Consider the following 19,061-nt stretch of genomic DNA (forward strand, 5'->3'; position numbering starts at 1 on the left):
CGCGCCTCAGCCTTGCCGTTCAGGCGTGTAGACGATGAGCCCGTCCAGTGACGGGGTCAGGCGGATTTGGCAGGAAAGGCGTGAATCCGACCGTTTGCCATGGGCGAAATCCAGCATGTCCCACTCATCGTCGGATGGGGGACCCACCCGATCGATCCACGCGGGATCGATATGCACATGGCAGGTCGCGCAGGCGGCGCTGCCGCCGCATTCGCCGATGATATTCTCGACGCCCGCGCGCTTGCCGATGTCCATCACCGACTGGCCGACGTCTCCGTCCAGCGTGGTCGTTACCCCGGCGGGGGTGATGAAGGTGACATGGACCATGGTGATCCCCTTTGAACCGGCTTGGCGCGATCGGAAAGCGCTTATGCCGCCGACCGTCCCGGACATCATGTCTGCGATCACTCGCCGCCGATCTTCACACCTCTTCCCGCGACGGGCAGGTTCGGCCGCAGGCCGACCATTTCGTGCCACGCGCCTTGCCAGTTTAGGTACTTAAAAGTATCTATAATGGCATGGTAGAAGATTTTAGGAGAGAGAGATGAGGGCTGCGGTATTCAAGGGCGCGGGAACGCCGCTCGTCGTGGAGACGGTGGACGATCCCCAGCCCGGAGAGGGTGAAGCGGTCATCAAGGTCACGCGCTGCGGCGTGTGCGGCACGGACCTGCACATGACGTCCGGGCATGGCAATGATTTCCCCGTCAACAGTGTGATCGGCCATGAATATTGCGGGGAGGTCGTCGCGCTGGGCAAAGGCGTCGAAAAGCTCAAGGTCGGTCAGTTCGTCACCGCCATGCCGGTGGCGGGCTGCGGCCGCTGCGCGCCCTGCCTGGCCGGTTATCCGATGGCCTGCGCGCAGATGCAGGGCCTTGTCGGCGGCTTTGGCGAATATATGCGGATAGCGGCGACGAGTTCGATCGTGCTGCCCGACACGCTGACGCCTGCCGACGGCGCGCTGATCGAACCCCTTGCCGTGGGCCTGCGCGGCGTGCGGCTGGCGCAGATGCAGCCGGGCGCGAAGGTCGCGGTGCTGGGCGCCGGGTCGATCGGCCTTGCCGCCATCTATTGGGCGCGGTTGTTGGGCGCGGGGAAGATCGTGGCCATTTCCCGTTCGGCGCGGCGCGCCGATCTGGCGATACAGATGGGCGCCGACAGCTTCGAGGCCCTGGGCGATGGCGAGACGGAGCGCGTTTCGGCCGCGCTGGGCGGCATGCCCGACATCGTGATGGAATGCGTCGGCGCGGTCGGCATGACGCAGAAGGCGGTCGAACTGGTCGCGCCGGGGGGCACGGTCGTCTCGCTGGGTTTCTGCACCTCGCCCGATCCGATCCTGCCCTCGCTCGCCACCTGGAAGCAGGTCACGATCAAATTCTCGTTCGCCTATGACCTCAGGGAATTCGAACATAGCGCCAACGCGCTGGACGCCGGGCATGTCGAGCCGCGCCTGATGGTGTCGCGGACGGTGGGCCTGGACGCCTTCCCCGACCTGTTCGAGCAACTGCGCGCCGGCGCCAACGAAACCAAGATTCATGTCGATCCGTGGAGCGCAGCCTGATGAGCACAGAAACCATTGTCCAGGACCAACGGATATTGACCCTCGACGCTCTGCTGGCTGCCTCGACGGCGCGCACTGGCCTGGACGATTTTGGCGACCCCGGCTTTCGCGAGGGGCTGGGCCTGCTGCTGTCCGACATCCGCGCGCTCGACCTTGATCCCGCGTGCGTGCAGGCGACCGCATGGCGCATCGGCCAGTCGCTCGATACCCGCGCCCTGGCGGTCAAGGGGTTGAAGGAACGGCCGGAGGTGCTGGAGCAGCCGATCCGGGAGCCGATCATCATCGCCGGTCTCGTCCGTTCGGGCACGACGGCGCTGCACCTGCTGATGTCGCTCGATCCGCAGTTCCAGGGGCCGGAACATTGGCTGACCGTCTATCCCATGCCGCGCCCGCCGCGGGAGACGTGGGACGGTATTGCCGAATATCGGACGGAGAAGGCATCTTTGGACGCCTATCTGCAAGCGTCGCCGGAATCGGCCGACGATCATATGATGACGGCGGAGGGGATCGAGGAATCCCTCTTCATCCTCGGCTCTGGCTTTGCCAGCAATATGTGGCCGTCCATGTGGGAGGTGCCCAATTATGATCGCTGGTACCGGGGGCGCGATGACACCGACAGCTATCGCTGGCTGGCCGACGTGCTGCGTCTGATCGGCGCGGGGGACGATCGCCGCTGGCTGCTCAAGAACCCGACCGACCTGTTTTCCTTGCAGGAGGTGCTGAACGTCTTTCCCGACGCGAAGATCATCCAGACCCATCGTGATCCGGTGGATTCGACGCCTTCGGTCAGCAATCTCATCTTCTCGGCGCGCCGCGCCTTCTGCGGCGACAAGGCCGACCGCGCCGATGTCGGGCGGCGCGAGGCGGAGATGTGGGCGCAGTCATTGGAACGCGCCGAGTCGGTTCGGGCGAAAAGCGCCGCGACGTTCATCGATGTCGAGTTCCGCGACTTCACCCGTGACCAGATGGCGACGATCCGTTCCATCTACGACCAGCTTGGCCTGACGCTGACGGTCGAGACGGAGGGCGCGATGCAGGCCTGGCTCGATGCCCATCCCCATAAGCCGAGCAAAGGCCCCAAGCATAGGCCGGAGGATTTCGGCCTGACGCGGGAAGGGCTGGAGGAACGCTTCGCCGCCTACCGCGCGCGGCGCGGCTATATCTGACCGATCTGCATCTGAGGGATCTGCATCTGGGGGATCTGGGCGGCGGCCTCTTCAAGGATGGCCGCCGCGCCATTCGTTTCAGATGATCCCGTCTTCGGCCAGCCCGTCGAGCGCCGCCGCGTCCAGCCCCAATTCCTGCGCCAGCACGTCGCGCGTATGTTCCCCCAGCATCGGCGGGGCGCGATAGTCGGTGATCGGCGTTTCGGAGAAGTTCAGCGGGCTGCGGATCAGGTCGAGGTCCGGCTTCAGCGGATGCGGCGCGCGCACGCGCAGGCCCCGGTGCACTGCCTGCGGATAGGCGAACACCTGTTCCAGATCGTTGATCGGACCGCTTGGAATGCCGGCCGCCCCGAGCTTCTCCAGCCAATAATCGACGCTGTTCGTCTGGAAGATCGCGTCGAACACCTCGGTGATCTCGTCGCGATTCTTCACCCGTTCGACATTGGTGTAGAAGCGCGGATCGTCCTTCAATTCAGGATGGCCGACCGCATCGCACAGCGCGATATATTGCTTGTCATTGCCCGACGTGATCATGATCGCGCCATCGTTGCACGGGAACATGCTGGTCGGCATGCCGCCATTGCCCTGTGTGCCCCGCCGGACCGGCACTTCGCCCGACGTCAGGTAGATTTGCGCATAATGGGACAGCGCCGCCACGCCGCAGTCGAGCAGGGCGACGTCGATATACTGACCCTCCCCGCCATTCGCGTCGCGATGATAGAGGGCGGCCAATATGGCATTGGCGACGTTCAGCCCGGTGAAGAGGTCGATGATGCTGGGGCCGACCTTCATCGGCCCCGCGCCCGGCTTGCCCTCCGGCACGCCGGTCACGCTCATCAGGCCGCATTCGCCCTGGAAGACGGCGTCATAGCCGGGCTTGGTCGCCAGCGGCCCGTCCTGCCCATAGCCGGTGACGGAGCAGTAGATGATGCGGGGATTGACGGCCTTCAGGCTTTCATAGTCGAGGCCATAGCGCTTGAGGTCGCCAACCTTGTAATTTTCCATCACCACGTCGCAGGACTTGACCAGTTCGCGGATCAGTTCCTGCCCCCTGGCGCTGGCGATGTTGAGCGCGACCGATCGCTTGTTGCGGTTGACCGACATGTAGAAGGCGTTTTCCCGCGTCGGCCTGCCCTCCGCATCGCGCAGATAGGGCTCGCCGAAGATGCGGGCGTCGTCGCCCACGACCGGCCGTTCGATCTTGATCACATCGGCGCCCATGTCGGCCAGCACCTGCGATCCGAACGGGCCCGCCAGCACGCGGGTCAGGTCAAGCACGCGGATCTGTTCAAGGGGCAGTCTGGCCATGGATCACCTTGCTGAAATACCCTGTTCCCATGCCATCGGCGGGCATGATGACAAGATCGGGGCACGCCTGTTCACAACCATGATATGCTCTGCGCGGGACGCTGTCAGGGGTTCCGCGACCCCCGTCTTTTGGTCGACTATGGTCCACAACCACGCGGAATGAAAGAAAAGGACGGGAGCCAGATGGGCGACATCTTGCGCGACATGCCGGTCGAGGGCGTCTGCCGACTGACGCTGAACCGGCCCGATGCGCTCAATTCACTGACCTATGCCATGTATGCCGAGTTGATCGGCCATCTGGAGGCCGTACGCTACGATCATGATGTGCGGGTCGTCCTGCTGACCGGCGCGGGGCGGGGCTTCTGCGCGGGTCATGACATTCGCGGCGCGGGCAAGCCCGATTGGGTGCCCGAGGGGCTGGGCAAGGCGCAGTTCCAGCAGCGCGTCATGGCCAAGCTGGGCCAGATTCCGCTGCTGATGCGCGCCCTGCCGCAGCCGGTGATCTGCGCGGTGAACGGCGTGACGGCGGGCGCGGGCTATCCGATCGCGATCGCCGCCGACATGACCATCGCGGCGCGTTCCGCCAAGTTCGTCAACGCCTTCCACAATGCGGGGACGGGCCATGAAATGGGCTTTTCCTACCTGCTGCCGCGCCTTGTCGGATTGCAGCGCGCCGCCGAGCTGATGCTGACGGGCCGCCCGGTGATGGCGGAGGAAGCCGAACGGATCGGCCTTGTCCTGCGCTGCGTCGAGGATGACGCGCTGATGGAAGAGGCGCTCAAGCTGGCGGAGGCGGTGATGGTCAACAGCCCGATCGGCATCGCCCTCACCAAAAGCTCGCTCCAGTTCAATGTCGACGCGCCCAGCCTGGAGGCGGCGATCGAAATGGAGAATCGCGCCATCTTCATGAGTCAGTCGACCGCCGACACCGCCGAAAAGCGGGCCGCCTTCATCGAGAAGCGCAAACCCCTGTTCAAGGGGGAATGACATGAGCCTGATCGATCCTCTGCTCAGCCCCTTCGCCCTGCGCGGCCTGACACTGCCGAACCGGGTGGTGATGGCGCCGATGACCCGTTACCGCTCGCCACTGGGCGTGCCGACCGAGGAGGTGGCGAGCTATTATGGCCGCCGCGCCGCAACGGGCCTGGGCGCGATCCTGACGGAAGGCGTGGCGCTGCCCCATTATGCCGCGGCCGACCATCCGGACATACCGCGCATCGACGGGGTCGAGGCGCTGGCGGGCTGGCGCAAGCTGGTCGATGCCGTGCATGACGCGGGCGGGAGGATCATTCCCCAGCTCTGGCATCAGGGGCCGATGTGGAATGTCGAATATGCCGGCACCGGCACCGGCAATCCGATGCGGCCGTCGGGCATCTGGGGTCCGCCGGACGGCATCATCTCCTTCCGCGAGGAGGGACGGGTGGAGAGCCTGGCGCCTGTGCCGCCGATGAGCGAAAGCGATATTGCCGACGTCATCGCCGCCTACCGCCAGGCGGCGCGCAACGCGGTGGCGCTGGGCGTGGACGGCATCGCCATCCACGGCGCGCATGGCTATCTGATCGACAGTTTCCTGTGGGATTATACCAACCGGCGCGAAGACCGATGGGGCGAACGCGCCGCCTTCGGCGTGGCGGTGGTGAAGGCGATCCGGGCGGAGATCGGCGAGGATATGCCGATCGTGCTGCGCTTCTCCCAATTCAAGATGCAGGATTACCGCGCCATGCTGGCGGATACGCCGGATGGCCTTGGCGCATTGCTCGGGCCGCTGGCCGATGCGGGGGTCGACCTGTTCGATGCCAGCCAGCGCTATTTCGACACGCCGATCTTCGACGGATCGCCGCTCAATCTGGCGGGCTGGGCGAAGAAGCTGACGGGCAAGGCGTCCATGACCGTGGGCGGCGTCGCGCTGGACAAGGCCAAGGGCAAGGCCAGGCATATCGACGACAGCCAGCAGTCGGTGAACAATCTGCCGCTGCTGATCGAGCGGTTCGAAAAGGGCGAGTTCGATCTGGTCGGCGTCGGCCGGGCGATCCTCAACGATCCGGACTGGTTCGGCAAGGCGAAGCGGGACGAACCCTTCCTGCCGTTCGACCCCGCCAATCTGGAGCGGCTGGCATGAACGAACTGGAGGCGCGGATCGACCGGCTGGAATCGCTGGCGGCGATCCAGCAGCTTCCGATCCGTTACGCGATCGCGGTGGACAGCCGGGATATGGACGCCTGGGTCGATCTGTTCATCCCTGACGTCTATTGCGGGCGGCGCGGCAGCGGGCGCGATGTACTCAAGTCCATCATCACGCCCGCGGTCAGGACTTTCTATCGGTCCATCCACCAGATCTGCGGGCACCGGGTCGAATTCGACGATGCCGATCATGCGCATGGCGTGGTCTATTGCCGCGCCGAGCATGAGGATGACGGCAAATGGGTGGTCATGGCGATCGCCTATTTCGATACTTATGAACGGCGGGATGGCGAGTGGTTTTTCGTCCGGCGGCGGGAAAAGCACTGGTATTCGGCCGACTGGCAGGAACGGCCGGTGGCGCCCTTCACCGGCTGGGCCGGGCACGACAATCCGCCCGACCTACCGCAGGATTTCGATAGCTGGGCGCCCTTCTGGGCGGAGGTGGACGGCCATGAGATCAGCCGCCTGACAGACCAGCCGTCGCATTAATCGAGATTGATATCATCAGGAGAGAGAAGATGGGTGACAGGCGGCGTTTCGAGGGGCGATCGGTTTTCATCACCGGCGCCGGATCGGGCATTGGTGAAGCGACGGCGCATGCCTTTGCCGAGGAAGGTGCGAAGGTGGCGATTGCCGAGCTGGACCCGGCCAGGGGCGAAGCCGTGCGCGACGCCATCCGGGCCAAGGGCGGCACCGCCCTGTTCGTCGCCACCGACGCCACGGACGAGGCATCGGTGAAGGCCGCGATCGCCGCCGCCAACGAGGCGCATGGTCCCATCGCCCACGCCTTCAACAATATCGGCATGTCCCGCCCCGGCAGCATCGAGGAGATGAGCCTGGAGGATTGGAACTGGACGATCAGCATTTCGCTGACCAGCACCTTCCTGGCGATGAAATATGAAATCCCGGTGATGAAGGCGAATGGCGGTGGCACCATCGTCAATACCGCATCCATGGCCGCGCGGCTCTACACGCCGTCCGCGCCCTGTTCCTATGCGGCGGCGAAGGCGGGGGTGATCCATCTCAGCCATCATGCGAGTTGCGCCTATGCGGACGACAATATCCGCGTGAACAGCGTGCTTCCGGGGCTGACCGCCACGCCGCAGATCGCATCCATGTTCACGGCCGAGGAACAGGCGGAGATCGCAGGCGAAAACCAGGTGATCCGCCGCGCGGTCGATCCGCGCGAAATCGCCAATGCGGTGCTGTTCCTGTCCAGCGACGAGGCATCGATGATCACCGGGCGCGGGATCGAGGTGTCCGGCGGACGCAGGCACGGAAGCTGACGTCAGGCTGGCGGGTGTGCCCTTGGGCTGAGGAATGGACGATATGGAGAAGGAGAGTGTCGGATGAGGATGCGAACGATTTTACGTTGTCGCGCCGGAGGTTGCTGGGCACCGCGCTCTGGACGATGGTCGGCGGCCTGCTGCCGGCATCCGCGTCGGGCGCAGTCATGAACAGCGGTGCCGCACCCGCAGCCGCGCTCAAGGACTGGAGCGCCTATGTCGACCTGCTGAAGCCGGCAGGGGCCCTCAACGCCATGACCGGATTTCCGGAGGACGACCAGATTCGCGCCGAACTCTATCGCCAATTGGTGATGAACATCGCGCAATCCTATGTCTGGTATTTCCAGTCGACACCCGAACATCCCGACTGGATGCCGTTCGAGAACAGCATCTTCCTGCTGCAACCCAATCCCGACGCCATTTACCATATCGCGCCGGTCAGCGGCGACGGCGTCTACAAGGTCAGCGGCTATCGCGGCACCAACAAGGTGATGGGTTTCGCCGTCGGTCGCGGCATGTTCGGTACGCAAGACCCCAAGCCCGGCTTCAACAATTATGATGCCGACGGCCTGACGCTGGACAAGGACGGCTATTTCGAGGTGATATTCAGCACCGAGCGGCCCAAGGACTGGACCGGCGACTGGCGTTATCTTGATCCTCAGGCGGGCGACATCATGATCCGCCAGTTCGCCTATGATTGGGGCGTCGACGTGGATGCCCGGTTCGCGATCGAGCGGCTGGACAAGCCGCCGCTGAAGCCCCGGCTGACGCAGGAACAGATCGCGGCGCGGCTCGACGCCATCATGGGCGGGTTCGTCGAGCGTTTTTCGCGCATCTGCATCGGCTATCAGAACAAGGTCATCCATGATCTTGGTTTGAACGTCATGGAATTGTCGGGCTTTGAAGATCTGGGAAACAGCGGCGAATGGCCGCAAAAATATTTCCGGTGCATCTATGACTATCAGCCGGGCGAGGCGCTGATCATCGAGACGGAATTGCCCAAGAACTGCAAATATTGGAATGTGCAGCTTAACGACGAACTCTGGAACCAGATCGAGTTCGGTTATCGCCAGAGCAGCCTCAACGCGATGCAGGCGCAGATCGACAGCGACGGGAAGTTCCGCACCGTGATTGCGTTGGAAGACCCGGGCGTCGCCAACTGGCTCGATAGCGGCGGGCACACGCGCGGCATGCTGGTCGGTCGCTGGCACGGCGCGGACAGCTATCCGATGCCCACGATCAGGAAGGTGCCCTTCGCCGACATCGCCGAACATCTTCCCGCCGACACGCGACGGGTGACTCCGGCTGAGCGCGAAGCCGCGCTGCGCAAGCGCAATCTGGGGCTTCAGATGCGGCGGCGCTGGTAGAATCCGTTCCGGCGTTCCCTGGTGCAAAGGGGACGCCGGAACCGCTCGCAACGTCAGGCGCGTTCGAAGATCGCCGCCGCGCCCTGGCCACCGCCGACGCACATGGTTTCGAGGCCGTAGCGCGCGCCACGCCGCTGCATTTCGTGCAGCATGGAGGCGAGAATGCGCGCCCCGGTCGCGGCGATCGGATGGCCCAGCGAGATGCCGCCGCCATTGACGTTGAGCTTGGCCGGATCGTTCCAGTCCCAGCCCTTGAGCACGCCCAGAACCTGCGCGGCGAAGGCTTCGTTCAGTTCGACAAGGTCGATGTCCTTCCAGCCCAGGCCGGTCTGGCGGAACAGCTTTTCCACCGCGGGCACGGGGCCGATGCCCATGACGCCGGGATGGCATCCGGCAACCGCATAGCCCACGAAGCGGCCGATGGGCGTCAGGTCCAGTTCCTTCAATTTCTCTTCGGACACCACCAGGCAGGCGGCGGCGGCGTCATTCTGCTGGCTGGCATTGCCCGCAGTGACGACGCCATCCTTGATGATCGGCCGCAACGCGCCCATGATTTCGGCGGTCGCATCGGCGCGGATGCCTTCATCCCTGTCCACGATCATTTCGCCCTTGCGGGTCTTGACCGTGACCGGCACCAGTTCGTCCGCGAACAGGCCGGCTTCCCAGGCGGCGGCGGCGCGCTGATGACTGCGCGCGGCATAGGCATCGGCATCGGCGCGGGAGATTTCATAGTCGCGGGCGACATTTTCGGCCGTCTCGATCATGCCGGAAATCCTGCCGAATCGTTCCTCCGGCTGGGATCGCTCGCGCTGGCGGTCGAGCCGGTCGTACAGCATGCTGTTGCCGGCCCGCATCCCCTTGCGCATGCCGTTCGTATAATATTCGACATTGCTCATGCTTTCGGCGCCGCCGGCGATGATCACGTCGGCCATGCCGCCTTGCACCATGGCGGCGGCCGTCGCTACCGCCGTCAGACCGCCGGCGCAGCGGCGGTCGAGCTGCATGCCCGGCACCTCCAGCGGCAGGTCGGCGGCCAGCGCCGCCCAGCGGCCGATGCTGGGCGCTTCGCCATTGGCGTAACTCTGGGCGAGGATGACATCGTCGATCGCCCCCGGGTCGATGCCGCTGCGTGTCACGACGGCGCGGATGACGGCTTCGGCCAGCCGCTCGGCGGGCATATCGGCCAGCGAGCCCAGATATTTGCCGACGGGCGTGCGGACGGGGGAAACGATGTAGGCAGTACGCATGATGGACCTCTGACCGGTTATCCCGCTGCCATACAGGGATGCCCTTCATAAGGGGGAGCGGGGGCCGCCAAGCATCATGATTCTGATGACCGGCGGCCGGCCCGTGCCGTCTTGCGTTTCCTTTGTGTCGACAATCGCCCCAGTCAGGATATGGCGATCATGCGCGACCAGTCGTGCAGGCGTCTCCACAATGTCTCGCGCGTGGACGCGAAATTATGCATGTGCGCCATGCGCGGCACGATGAAGAGGGAGACGTCGGGGGAAGCGGAATAGGCCGCCGGCTCGCGATAAGGTTCCGGACAGGTATCGCGTTCGCCATCGCCGATCAGGACCGGCACGGTGACGCGGGCGGCATCTTCGGCAAAGACGCCGGGAAGCATCATCTGCACCGCGCAGTTCGGGATGGTGAGGCTGCCGAACAGCGGCGTGGTCTGCCGGATCGGGTATCCGCCCTTCATATCCTCTTCCAATATGTCGGCGGGAACATCCTCCCAATGGAAGGGATAAACATAGTCGACGCCCTCATGGTCCTGTTCCAGATGGCTTTTGACCTGTCCGGTGGCGACCTTGTCGAAGCGGCGCATCCCATGTTCGAAGGCCGCCTTGTCGCGCTGGGGCAGGGCGGTGTGGATCGCGCTGACGCCGAAAGGCGCGATCGCGTCGAATGTGGCGAACCGGCCCTGCGTCAATATGGTGACGCCGCCGCCCATCGACTGCCCCATCCCCACCAGGAAGAGCGAGGACAAGGCCGGAAAGCCCTCCGCCGCCGTGCCGTCGCGCAGGGCGGCGGCAATCTGTCTCACGCAGGCATCATGGGTTGCCGCCATCGTCTGGAAATCGATCCTGGACAGGTCGGGAATGCTGCTTTCGCCGACGCCGACATGGTCGATGGCGATGTGGATCAGGCCTTGGACAGCCTGCCAGACAGCCTCGTCATAATTTTCATGGCCCTCGAACCGCATCATGAAATAATGGCGTGAATATCCGCCGCCCGGACAGGCGAAGATCGCGATGGGCTGGTCCGGCATGGCGGACGGATCGGGCAAGGTCAGGGTCACGGCCATCTCGACCTTGTCCCCCAATTCCGGCGCTGCCGCCGTGACATCGATGCGCTTATGCACTCTCAGCATCTATTCTCTTCCTGCAAACATCCCTGACGGGACCGGTGGACCATTTCGTTTATGGGATCGATCGGGCCTTGCCGCCGCTCGTCGAAATCGCGCCGATCAGCCCATGTCCTTCATCGCGATCCAGCGCCTTTCGGCATCGGCGCGCTCGACCGCTTCGACCACCCGATGCACCGCCGCCGCCTCGGTGAAGCTGGGCGATCCTTCCGTCCCGTTGCGAATGGCATCGACCATATGCCGGAACATCCAGTCCATCGCGGCGAAAGGACGCGGCTCCGCCGTGGCGCCCGCGACGCCGGGAACGGCATAATGGTCGTTCACGGTCACCTCTTCGCAGGTGCGCTGGCCATAGGTCAGCAACCGCGCATCGCTGGCATAGAGCTTTGCCGAGGGGAAATTGCCGAAGCTGTCGTCGACCAGCAGCAAACGGCCCCTGTCGCCCCAGACCTCCACCCGCCAGCCTTCGGTGTCGGGCACGCACCAGCCCGCTTGCAGGCTGCCGATCGCGCCATTTTCCATGCGCAGCACCGCGCTGCCCAGATCGTGCGTCTCGGGCCGCAGCACTTCGCCATTGGGCAGGAACCATTCGGGCACGCCGGTCGTCAGCATGCCGGTCGCCTCCGCCACCGGCCCGATCAGATGCGTCAGGAACAGCAGCGAATGAGTGGCGAAATTGCGCCAGGCGCTGCCGCCGCTGCTCTTTTCCGCCAGCCAATAATAGGGGTCGGTATGTTCCGAATAGGCGCAATAGGCATAGGGCTTGTCGTTGGCGACGATCAGCGGCAGCATGAGCTGGACATTGAAACCCAACGGGCGGCCGATGAACCCGTCATCGATCATGCGCTTCATCTTCTGCGCATGGGGCGACCAGCGGAATTGCGCGTCCACGACGCCGACGACGCCGGCGGCCCGCTGCGCGTCGCGCATCGCTTCGGCATCGGACAGGCTGACCGCGAAGGGCAGCGCGTCATAGACATGCTTGCCGTTCTTCAGCGCCGCCATGACCATGGGGAAGCGGAAGGATGGCCGCGTGCCGACATCGATGATGTGCAGGTCGGGGTCGGCCGACATCTCCTCATGGTTCCAATAGGCTTTGGGAATGTCATATTCCCGCGCGGCCCGTTCCGCCGTTTCCTGGCGGGAGGTGCAGATGGCGGCGACTTCCACGCCCTCGATCCGTCGCCAGGCCGCGCCATGGACCTTGAGGCTCCAGTTGGCGCTGATGATCCCCACCTTGAGCGTATCCGCCATTGCCTTGCACCTTCATCCCGATTTAATTGAACCTATGTGTCCAATTAAAAAGAAGCCCGTGCAAGCGGGAAGGGGATCAGGAATATGATCATTGCGCGCCAGGCGCCACGACGACGGGGACGCCCTACAGCGGACGAAACCCTGGCGCGTGAGCAGGCCGTCATGGAGGTCGCCGCGGCACTGTTCGAACACCATGGCTTTGCGGGCGTCACGATGGCGGAGGTGGCGCGCCGGGCGCGCATCAGCAAGACGACGCTCTACGCCCGTTATCCCGACAAGCCGGCGCTGTTTCGGGCGATTTGCAGCTATGCCTGCCGCGTCCCGGCCTATCGTTTCGCAGCGGTCGCGACAGAGGGGCGGGAGCCGGAGGCGGTACTGGCCGACTTTGCCGTCGCGATTGCCGAAGCGACCGCCGATCCCGCCGCCGACCGTTTCCTGCGCCTGGTCATTTTCGAGGCGCGGCGCTTTCCCGAACTGGCGGGGCAGATCTTGCTGGAAAGCCGCGATGTGGCGTCACCGCTGGTCGCGTGGCTGGAAGCCATGGCGCGGGAGGGGCGGCTATCGAGCCATGACCCCGCCTTGCTCGCGCGGCAGTTCGGCGCCCTCGTGACCGGTGGTCATGACGGCCTGCTGCAATGTTCCGAAGAGGAATCGGGGAAACGGATCGCTTCGGCGGTCGCATTGCTGCGGCCCCTGTTCCGCCATGAAAAAGACCGGCACGGATAGGACCGTGCCGGTCTTCAGGAGGCCCGCGCGCCCCTTATCCGCGCGGACACGCCCTATCAGGCGACTTCATGCTGCCTGGCCTGCGCGGTTGCCGGAGCGCCACGGACGCCGCGCACCAGGCGGCCCGGCAGCGCGTCGGTCGCTTCGCCGTTGCGGTAGGTCACGGCGCCGCTGACGAGGGTCGCGACATAGCCCTTCGACTTTTGCGACAGGCGCTTGCCGCCCGCCGGCAGGTCCGCGATCACCTGCGGCCGGTGCAGGATCATGTTGGGGATGTCGAGGACGTTGATGTCCGCCTTGTACCCCACGCCCAGCACGCCGCGATCGCGAAGCCCCACGGAGTTGGCGGGCTGGCTGGTCAGCGCCTTGATCGCGGTGGGCAGGTCCAGACCGTCCCGGCCCAGCCGCCCGGTCAGCAGATAGGTGGTATAGGCCGCGTCGCAGATCATGCCGTAATGCGCCCCGCCATCGCCCAGCGCGACGATCATATTGTCCTGCCCGATGAGGTCGCGGCTTTGGGCGAGATATTCGGGCACGTCGGACGAATAGGAACAAAGGATCGCCCGGCCTTCATCCTCCAGCAGCGCGTCGTAGATCATTTCACGCGGATCGACGCCGCGGCGCGCGGCTTCCGCCTGGATGCTGTCCTCGGCCGCGAAATTATAATCGGCCGGATCACCGATGCGGTACAGCGCGCTGATCGATTTGATCAGTCCGACGAAGGCGGGGTTCGGATCGTCCGGTTCCTCGGCGATCAGGCGGGCACGCAGTTCCGGATCGCGCATCCGCGCCACTTTTTCCTCCAGCGGCAGCTTGGCCAGCGGGCGGAAGCTGGGGTTGAGGGAGAAGGGGTGGTAGCTGAGTTCCAGCCCGTACATGACGCCCATCGGACGCGGCATGAACTGGCAGCGGATGGTGAGGCCGTCGGCCGCCGCCTGGCGAACGCCTTCGACATAGCGGCCCCAATTTTCCGGGCGCGTCGGCATGGCGATCAGGCTGAAGGTCACGGGAACCCCCGCCTGCTCGGCGATGGTGCGGAAGATCTTCAGTTCCACCTCGGCGCCATTGTCGAGATTGGGGTTGCATTGGAACGTGCCCGCGCCCGCATCCTTGAGACCCTCGGCCAGCGCCAGCACCTCGTCCAGTTCCGTCGTGACCGACGGCGCGAGTTCGCCGGAACGGAAACGGTGGAACAGGTTGCGCGAACTGGCGACGCCCAGCGCGCCGGCCTTCACCGCCTCGCTGACGCAGCGGCGCATTTCGACCAGATCCTCCAGCGTCGGCGGTTCCAGATTGGCGCCGCGCTCGCCCATGACGAAGACGCGCAGCGGGCTGTGCGGGATTTGCGCGGCGAAATCGACGTCGGACACGCGCTGGTCCAGCGCATCGAGATAGTCGGGGAAGCTGTTCCAGTTGAACGGCACGCCTTCGGCCATGACGACTTCGGGAATATCCTCGACCCCCTCCATCAGCTTGATCATCAATTGATGATCGCCGTCCCGCACCGGCGCGAAGCCGACGCCGCAATTGCCCATGACCACGGTGGTGACGCCATGATTGGACGAAGGGGCCATGCGGCTTTCCCAGGTGATCTGGCCGTCATAATGGGTGTGGACATCGACGAAGCCCGGCGTGACCGTCAGGCCGCGCGCGTCGATTTCCTCGGCTGCCGACGCGTCGATCGTTCCGATCTGCGCGATGACGCCATCCTTCACGCCGACATCCGCGACATAGGGCTGGGCTCCGGTGCCATCCACGATCGTTCCGCCGCGGATCACCACATCGAATTGACTGCTCATGCCTCTCCTTTCAGAATCGCCGCAACGGAATCGCGTAGATAAATAGTATGTGCTATTTATAGCATCGGCGAAGACAGGACAATGGGGTAGTGACGCATGCATGACATTTCCGACCGGCCCCAGGCTGTTGCCACCCCCCGTCGCGCGCGGCGGTCCACGGCGGAAATCCGCGCGCTCATCCTTGACGCTGCCCGCGCCATCTTCGCGGAGCGCGGCTTTGCCGGCGCCACTACGCGCCATATCGCCGCCCGCGCCGAGGTGGCCGAGCCGCTGATCTTCAACAATTTCGGCAGCAAGGAAGCGCTGTTCACCGAAGCGGTGACCGAGCCCTTCAACGCCCGTTTCCGCGAGTTCCTGACCTATAGCGACACGCTGCCGCCCGACCGTGAGGAACGCAGCATGCGTTTCGTCCAGGCGCTTTATCCCTTCCTGCGCGACCATGCCGATCTGTTGCTGGCGATGGTCAAGTCGAGGGGGGATGTGGATTCCGCGGCCATTCATGGGCTGGACGACTATTTCACGCGTGCCGTTGGCCGCGTCCGCTCGCAATATGAGGAGGCGGGGCTGGAATTCGACGTGCCGCCGGAACTGATGGTCCGCTATGGCTTCGGCATGCTGGCGGGATCGGTCCTGCTGGGCGACTGGTTCTTTCCCGAAGGTGGGCCGGACGCGGACGTCGAGGAAAGCGTGCTGGCGCGGCTGCTTTTCAAGGCGAGCGCGCCCAAGCAGGTTTGAGCGCCGCCGCCGCCATTCATCACATGGCCGAAATTCTGTTCCCCGGCTTGGCGGGAGGCGGTGGCGCCGCCATGGTCGGCTCCCAAAAGGAGTGGCTGATGGCGATCGATTTCAACGGGCAGGTGGCTGTGGTGACGGGGGCGGGCGGCGCGCTCGGTTCGGCCTTCTGCCGGGAACTGGCGCGCAGAGGCGCCGCCGTGATCGCCAATGACCTGGGGGGAGACCCGACCGGGCAGGGCGGTTCGACCGGCTATGCCGACGCCGTCGTGGAAGAGCTCAGGGGCCTGGGCGCGCGGGCCGTCGCCAATTACGACACGGTCGCGACGCAGGCCGGAGGACAGGCCGTGATCGATGCCGCGCTGGCCGCCTTCGGCCGGGTCGACATCGTCATCTCCAATGCCGGCAATCAACGGAACGGCGCTTTCGGCGCGCTGAGCGAAGAGGATGTCGAATCCGTCCTCGCGGTCCATGTGAAAGGCGCGTTCAACATATGCCAGCCCGCCTATCGCGCCATGACGGAACAGGGCTATGGCCGGATCGTGCTGGTCGGTTCGCAATCCGGCGTGTTCGGCAATCCTTATCGTGCCAATTACGGGGCCGCCAAGACGGCGCTGATCGGCCTGATGAACGTCATCGCGCAGGAGGCGCCGGCGGGGATCGCCGTCAACACGCTCTTTCCCAATGCGCAGGGCGGGCGGCTGGGCGGCACCCCGATCGAGCAGCGCCCCGACATCGCGTTCCTGAAGGCGGCGGGCGCGCGGACCCGTCATTTCATCGAGGGGATGAAGCCGGAATTCGTCGCCGCCCTGGCCTGTTATATGGCCAGCCGGGACTGCGATTCCTCCCAGCATATGTATTCGGTGCTGGGCGGCAAATATTCGCGGCTGTTCGTCGGTCTGACGCGGGGGTGGTACAGTCCTGGTCCGGACGCGCCGAGCTGTGACGACATCGCCGCCCATATCAGCCAGATCGACGACCGCGCCGACTATGACGTGCCGCTGAGCGGTCTCGACGAGATGGATACGGTGCTGGCGGCGCGGCGCGCCCTGGGGCTCGATGCATGATCGTAGCGGACGGACCGCTTCATGACGACGGCCCCATGCCGACGCGGGATCCGATTTCCGACATACTCGATGTGACGCAGGCGGGGCCGGATCGGTTCACCGGATCGGCCGGGGCGCGTAATCATCTCGGGTCGGTGTTCGGCGGGCGATTGCTGGCGCAGGCTCTCCTTTCGGGGATGAAGACGGTGGAGGCGCTGCCCGCCAGCTCGTTCCACGCCTATTTCCTGGCCGCCGGGCGCACGGATCGACCGATCGACTATCAGGTGGTGCGTCTGCGCGACAGCCGCCGCTTCGCCAACCGTCAGATCACCGCCTGTCAGGATGGGCAGGCGATCTTTACGATGATGGCCGAATTCCACGCGCCGGAGGAGGGGTTCGTCCATCAGAATGCGCCGATGCCCGCCGTTCCGCCGCCGGAACTTGTCGCGCCCATCCAGCATTTCGTGCGAGAGCGGGTGGCCGAACTGGAGCAGGCGGTGACGCATAATTTCGCCGCCGCCCTGGCCATCGAGATGCGGCCGATCGCGCCTGAAGAATATTTCCTGGCACGGCCGACCGAAGCGGCGCGATCCTTCTGGTTCCGTCAGTCGGACGCCGCCGCCGTCGAGGACAGCCGGTTGCAGCAATGTCTGCTCGCCTTCGCCAGCGACTATTGGCTGGCCGGTGCGGCGGCGATCCCGCACTTCCTGCCCACCAACAGCGGCGAATTCCTGATCACCAGCATGGATCATGCGATGTGGTTCCACCGCCCTGCCCGCTGCGAGGATTGGATGCTGCACGATACGTCCAGCCCCTCGGCGGGCAATGGCCTGGGCCTCACAACGGGGCGGATTTTCGACCGGGATGGCCGCCTGATCGCCTCGACCGCGCAGGAATGCCTGATGCGCCGCATAAGGGCCTGAGGATGGCTCAGTCGGGTTGGCCCCCTTCCGGATAGCGTCCCATCATCAGGTAAAATAATGCGGCGAGGAAGAAGCTGCCTGAGCATGCCAGCAGGGCGATATCGTAACTGCCGAAATGATCATAGGCCATGCCGATCAGACTGGCGCCGACCGCGACGCCCAGCGCGATGCCCAGCGTCGACAGGCTGTAGATGGTGGCATAGCTGCGCAGCCCGAAATAGCGGGCGATCATGAAGGCGACGATGTCGATCTCCGCCCCCTGGCCGAGACCGATCATCAGCACCGCGCCATAGAAAAGCGCGGGCGGCACATCATGCTGGAGCAACAGGAGGCAACCGATCGCCGGCGCGAAATTGAGGATGAAGGCGACGGCGGGCGCCCAGAAGCGATCGACCAATATGCCGCTGAGCAGTGCCCCCATGGCGGCGGCCACGCCCATCACCGATACCGCGCCCACGGCGGCGACGGCGTCCAGCCCCTTTTCCACGCCAAGCGGCTTCATCTGGGAGAGCAGCGCCACGACAGGCACATAGTTGAGGACGGACGCGGCGATCAGGATGCGCACCTTGCCGTTGGCGAGCAGTGAGAGCGCGCTGTCGGCGCGGGGGAGCGCGGTACGTCCGGACCGCAATTCCGCAGTGCGTGAGGGAACCCAGAACCAGATGAGGGGCAGCGCGATCAACAGGATGAAGGTGGCCAGCAGCAGATAGCCGCCCGCCGACCCGAAGCGCAGGATGATCGGATAGAGCGCCATCGGCATCAGCGCGCCGGCAACCGCCAGACCCGATCGGCCGATCGCCAGCGCGGTTCCGCGCGTCCGCTCGAACGCGCCGCTCAGGATGCGTGTGACGGTGATGCCGGTCGTCGCCATGCCGACGAGCGCAAAACCGAAATGCACCGCGTAGAAATAGCCGAGCGATCCGCCCATGGAGGCGAGCAGGCCATAACCGATGGCGGTCAGCAGCAGGCCCGCCGACAGGATCGGCCTGACGCCGTAACGGTCCGTCATCCGGCCGATGACGGGCGCGATGAAGGCGATGATCAGGCCGAAGCTGTGGACGAAGGCGATGTCACCGCGAGACCAGCCGAATTGTTGTTGCAGCGGTTCGACGAACAGGCTGGATACCGCCGAATAGAGGGAATAGCCCAGCGATCCGGCAAAGAGCGCCGCGACTCCGGGGCGCCAGGCGCGCCGCCATTCCTGAGCGATGAGGCGCAATTGGGATGTGTCGGCGGCGTCGTCATGGTGCGGGGTCATGGCCCATTTCTGCGCCAAAGCGGGCGACGGGAACAGTCGCATCCTATTTCTACGCATATGTGTAGAGACCATGGCTGTGGCTTGCC

18 protein-coding genes are annotated in these 19,061 nt (G+C 64.8%); 11 read left to right on the forward strand and 7 right to left on the reverse strand.

Features of this window, described 5'->3' with window-relative positions; genetic code table 11:
* Window positions 1-6 precede the first annotated feature (6 nt).
* Entirely contained in the window at window positions 7-327 is a 321-nt protein-coding gene (locus tag CAF53_RS17495; protein WP_046764094.1) for a 2Fe-2S iron-sulfur cluster-binding protein, read from the reverse strand.
* A 217-nt stretch (window positions 328-544) separates the two neighbouring features.
* On the opposite strand from CAF53_RS17495, the gene CAF53_RS17500 reads away from it, so the two are divergent.
* The gene (locus tag CAF53_RS17500; RefSeq protein ID WP_100239025.1) at window positions 545-1,558 is read left to right on the forward strand and encodes an alcohol dehydrogenase catalytic domain-containing protein; all 1,014 of its coding nucleotides are present in this window, start codon (window positions 545-547) and stop codon (window positions 1,556-1,558) included.
* Window positions 1,558-2,724, forward strand: coding sequence for a sulfotransferase (locus tag CAF53_RS17505; RefSeq protein WP_100239535.1), 1,167 nt, complete (start codon window positions 1,558-1,560; stop codon window positions 2,722-2,724). Before CAF53_RS17500 ends, CAF53_RS17505 begins: the two co-directional genes overlap by 1 nt.
* Window positions 2,725-2,802: 78 nt before the next feature.
* Here the strand turns inward: CAF53_RS17505 and CAF53_RS17510 are convergent, their stop codons facing one another.
* Window positions 2,803-4,032, reverse strand: coding sequence for a CaiB/BaiF CoA-transferase family protein (locus CAF53_RS17510; RefSeq protein WP_100239026.1), 1,230 nt, complete (start codon window positions 4,030-4,032; stop codon window positions 2,803-2,805).
* A 183-nt stretch (window positions 4,033-4,215) separates the two neighbouring features.
* On the opposite strand from CAF53_RS17510, the gene CAF53_RS17515 reads away from it, so the two are divergent.
* Genes CAF53_RS17515 through CAF53_RS17535 form a run of 5 tightly spaced genes read left to right on the forward strand, consistent with a single transcriptional unit; the run spans window position 4,216 to window position 8,866 of the window.
* Window positions 4,216-5,019, forward strand: coding sequence for an enoyl-CoA hydratase-related protein (locus CAF53_RS17515; protein WP_046763841.1), 804 nt, complete (start codon window positions 4,216-4,218; stop codon window positions 5,017-5,019).
* A gap of 1 nt (window position 5,020) precedes the next feature.
* Window positions 5,021-6,151, forward strand: a complete 1,131-nt coding sequence (locus CAF53_RS17520; protein ID WP_100239027.1) for an NADH:flavin oxidoreductase — start codon at window positions 5,021-5,023, stop codon at window positions 6,149-6,151.
* Complete coding sequence (locus CAF53_RS17525) at window positions 6,148-6,702, forward strand: nuclear transport factor 2 family protein (RefSeq protein WP_100239028.1); 555 nt, start codon at window positions 6,148-6,150, stop codon at window positions 6,700-6,702. The genes CAF53_RS17520 and CAF53_RS17525 overlap by 4 nt, the downstream gene beginning before the upstream one ends.
* Window positions 6,703-6,731: 29 nt before the next feature.
* Window positions 6,732-7,499 (forward strand): SDR family NAD(P)-dependent oxidoreductase, encoded by a 768-nt coding sequence (locus CAF53_RS17530; RefSeq protein ID WP_099186874.1) that lies wholly within the window; start codon window positions 6,732-6,734, stop codon window positions 7,497-7,499.
* A 56-nt stretch (window positions 7,500-7,555) separates the two neighbouring features.
* Window positions 7,556-8,866, forward strand: coding sequence for a DUF1214 domain-containing protein (locus CAF53_RS17535; protein ID WP_100239029.1), 1,311 nt, complete (start codon window positions 7,556-7,558; stop codon window positions 8,864-8,866).
* A 53-nt stretch (window positions 8,867-8,919) separates the two neighbouring features.
* Here CAF53_RS17535 and CAF53_RS17540 read toward each other — a convergent pair whose 3' ends face one another.
* The 3 genes from CAF53_RS17540 to CAF53_RS17550 form a co-directional block, all read right to left on the reverse strand.
* Complete coding sequence (locus CAF53_RS17540) at window positions 8,920-10,113, reverse strand: acetyl-CoA C-acetyltransferase (protein WP_046763845.1); 1,194 nt, start codon at window positions 10,111-10,113, stop codon at window positions 8,920-8,922.
* A 143-nt stretch (window positions 10,114-10,256) separates the two neighbouring features.
* Window positions 10,257-11,243 (reverse strand): hypothetical protein, encoded by a 987-nt coding sequence (locus tag CAF53_RS17545; RefSeq protein ID WP_046763846.1) that lies wholly within the window; start codon window positions 11,241-11,243, stop codon window positions 10,257-10,259.
* 96 nt (window positions 11,244-11,339) lie between these two features.
* On the reverse strand, window positions 11,340-12,491 hold the full coding sequence (locus CAF53_RS17550) for a Gfo/Idh/MocA family oxidoreductase (RefSeq protein ID WP_100239030.1): 1,152 nt from the start codon (window positions 12,489-12,491) through the stop codon (window positions 11,340-11,342).
* A gap of 84 nt (window positions 12,492-12,575) precedes the next feature.
* Between CAF53_RS17550 and CAF53_RS17555 the strand changes: the two genes are divergently transcribed.
* On the forward strand, window positions 12,576-13,217 hold the full coding sequence (locus CAF53_RS17555; RefSeq protein ID WP_100239031.1) for a TetR/AcrR family transcriptional regulator: 642 nt from the start codon (window positions 12,576-12,578) through the stop codon (window positions 13,215-13,217).
* 56 nt (window positions 13,218-13,273) lie between these two features.
* On the opposite strand, the gene CAF53_RS17560 is transcribed toward CAF53_RS17555, so the two are convergent.
* Window positions 13,274-15,016 (reverse strand): amidohydrolase family protein, encoded by a 1,743-nt coding sequence (locus tag CAF53_RS17560; protein ID WP_100239032.1) that lies wholly within the window; start codon window positions 15,014-15,016, stop codon window positions 13,274-13,276.
* Between the two features lie 96 nt (window positions 15,017-15,112).
* Between CAF53_RS17560 and CAF53_RS17565 the strand changes: the two genes are divergently transcribed.
* The 3 genes from CAF53_RS17565 (at window position 15,113) to CAF53_RS17575 (ending at window position 17,717) form a co-directional block, all read left to right on the forward strand.
* Window positions 15,113-15,751 (forward strand): TetR/AcrR family transcriptional regulator, encoded by a 639-nt coding sequence (locus tag CAF53_RS17565; RefSeq protein ID WP_100239033.1) that lies wholly within the window; start codon window positions 15,113-15,115, stop codon window positions 15,749-15,751.
* Between the two features lie 98 nt (window positions 15,752-15,849).
* Window positions 15,850-16,815 carry an SDR family NAD(P)-dependent oxidoreductase gene (locus CAF53_RS17570; RefSeq protein ID WP_242443504.1) on the forward strand — a complete coding sequence of 322 codons (966 nt, stop codon included), beginning with the start codon at window positions 15,850-15,852 and terminating at the stop codon, window positions 16,813-16,815.
* Window positions 16,812-17,717, forward strand: coding sequence for an acyl-CoA thioesterase domain-containing protein (locus CAF53_RS17575; protein ID WP_197707472.1), 906 nt, complete (start codon window positions 16,812-16,814; stop codon window positions 17,715-17,717). Before CAF53_RS17570 ends, CAF53_RS17575 begins: the two co-directional genes overlap by 4 nt.
* 7 nt (window positions 17,718-17,724) lie before the next feature.
* Here CAF53_RS17575 and CAF53_RS17580 read toward each other — a convergent pair whose 3' ends face one another.
* Window positions 17,725-19,017, reverse strand: a complete 1,293-nt coding sequence (locus CAF53_RS17580) for an MFS transporter (protein ID WP_232307526.1) — start codon at window positions 19,015-19,017, stop codon at window positions 17,725-17,727.
* Window positions 19,018-19,061 lie beyond the last annotated feature (44 nt).

This window comes from Sphingobium sp. LB126 (assembly GCF_002795205.1).
GTDB classification, from domain to species: domain Bacteria; phylum Pseudomonadota; class Alphaproteobacteria; order Sphingomonadales; family Sphingomonadaceae; genus Sphingobium; species Sphingobium chungbukense.

Coding starts and splice junctions, on each gene's coding strand:
- CAF53_RS17500 (WP_100239025.1), top strand. CDS start 545: ATGAGGGCTGCGGTATTCAAGGGCGCGGGAACGCCGCTCGTCGTGGAG.
- CAF53_RS17550 (WP_100239030.1), bottom strand. CDS start 12,491: ATGGCGGATACGCTCAAGGTGGGGATCATCAGCGCCAACTGGAGCCTC.
- CAF53_RS17575 (WP_197707472.1), top strand. CDS start 16,812: ATGATCGTAGCGGACGGACCGCTTCATGACGACGGCCCCATGCCGACG.
- CAF53_RS17555 (WP_100239031.1), top strand. CDS start 12,576: ATGATCATTGCGCGCCAGGCGCCACGACGACGGGGACGCCCTACAGCG.
- CAF53_RS17565 (WP_100239033.1), top strand. CDS start 15,113: ATGCATGACATTTCCGACCGGCCCCAGGCTGTTGCCACCCCCCGTCGC.
- CAF53_RS17505 (WP_100239535.1), top strand. CDS start 1,558: ATGAGCACAGAAACCATTGTCCAGGACCAACGGATATTGACCCTCGAC.
- CAF53_RS17495 (WP_046764094.1), bottom strand. CDS start 327: ATGGTCCATGTCACCTTCATCACCCCCGCCGGGGTAACGACCACGCTG.
- CAF53_RS17525 (WP_100239028.1), top strand. CDS start 6,148: ATGAACGAACTGGAGGCGCGGATCGACCGGCTGGAATCGCTGGCGGCG.
- CAF53_RS17570 (WP_242443504.1), top strand. CDS start 15,850: ATGGCGATCGATTTCAACGGGCAGGTGGCTGTGGTGACGGGGGCGGGC.
- CAF53_RS17510 (WP_100239026.1), bottom strand. CDS start 4,032: ATGGCCAGACTGCCCCTTGAACAGATCCGCGTGCTTGACCTGACCCGC.
- CAF53_RS17515 (WP_046763841.1), top strand. CDS start 4,216: ATGGGCGACATCTTGCGCGACATGCCGGTCGAGGGCGTCTGCCGACTG.
- CAF53_RS17580 (WP_232307526.1), bottom strand. CDS start 19,017: ATGCGACTGTTCCCGTCGCCCGCTTTGGCGCAGAAATGGGCCATGACC.
- CAF53_RS17560 (WP_100239032.1), bottom strand. CDS start 15,016: ATGAGCAGTCAATTCGATGTGGTGATCCGCGGCGGAACGATCGTGGAT.
- CAF53_RS17540 (WP_046763845.1), bottom strand. CDS start 10,113: ATGCGTACTGCCTACATCGTTTCCCCCGTCCGCACGCCCGTCGGCAAA.
- CAF53_RS17545 (WP_046763846.1), bottom strand. CDS start 11,243: ATGCTGAGAGTGCATAAGCGCATCGATGTCACGGCGGCAGCGCCGGAA.
- CAF53_RS17520 (WP_100239027.1), top strand. CDS start 5,021: ATGAGCCTGATCGATCCTCTGCTCAGCCCCTTCGCCCTGCGCGGCCTG.
- CAF53_RS17530 (WP_099186874.1), top strand. CDS start 6,732: ATGGGTGACAGGCGGCGTTTCGAGGGGCGATCGGTTTTCATCACCGGC.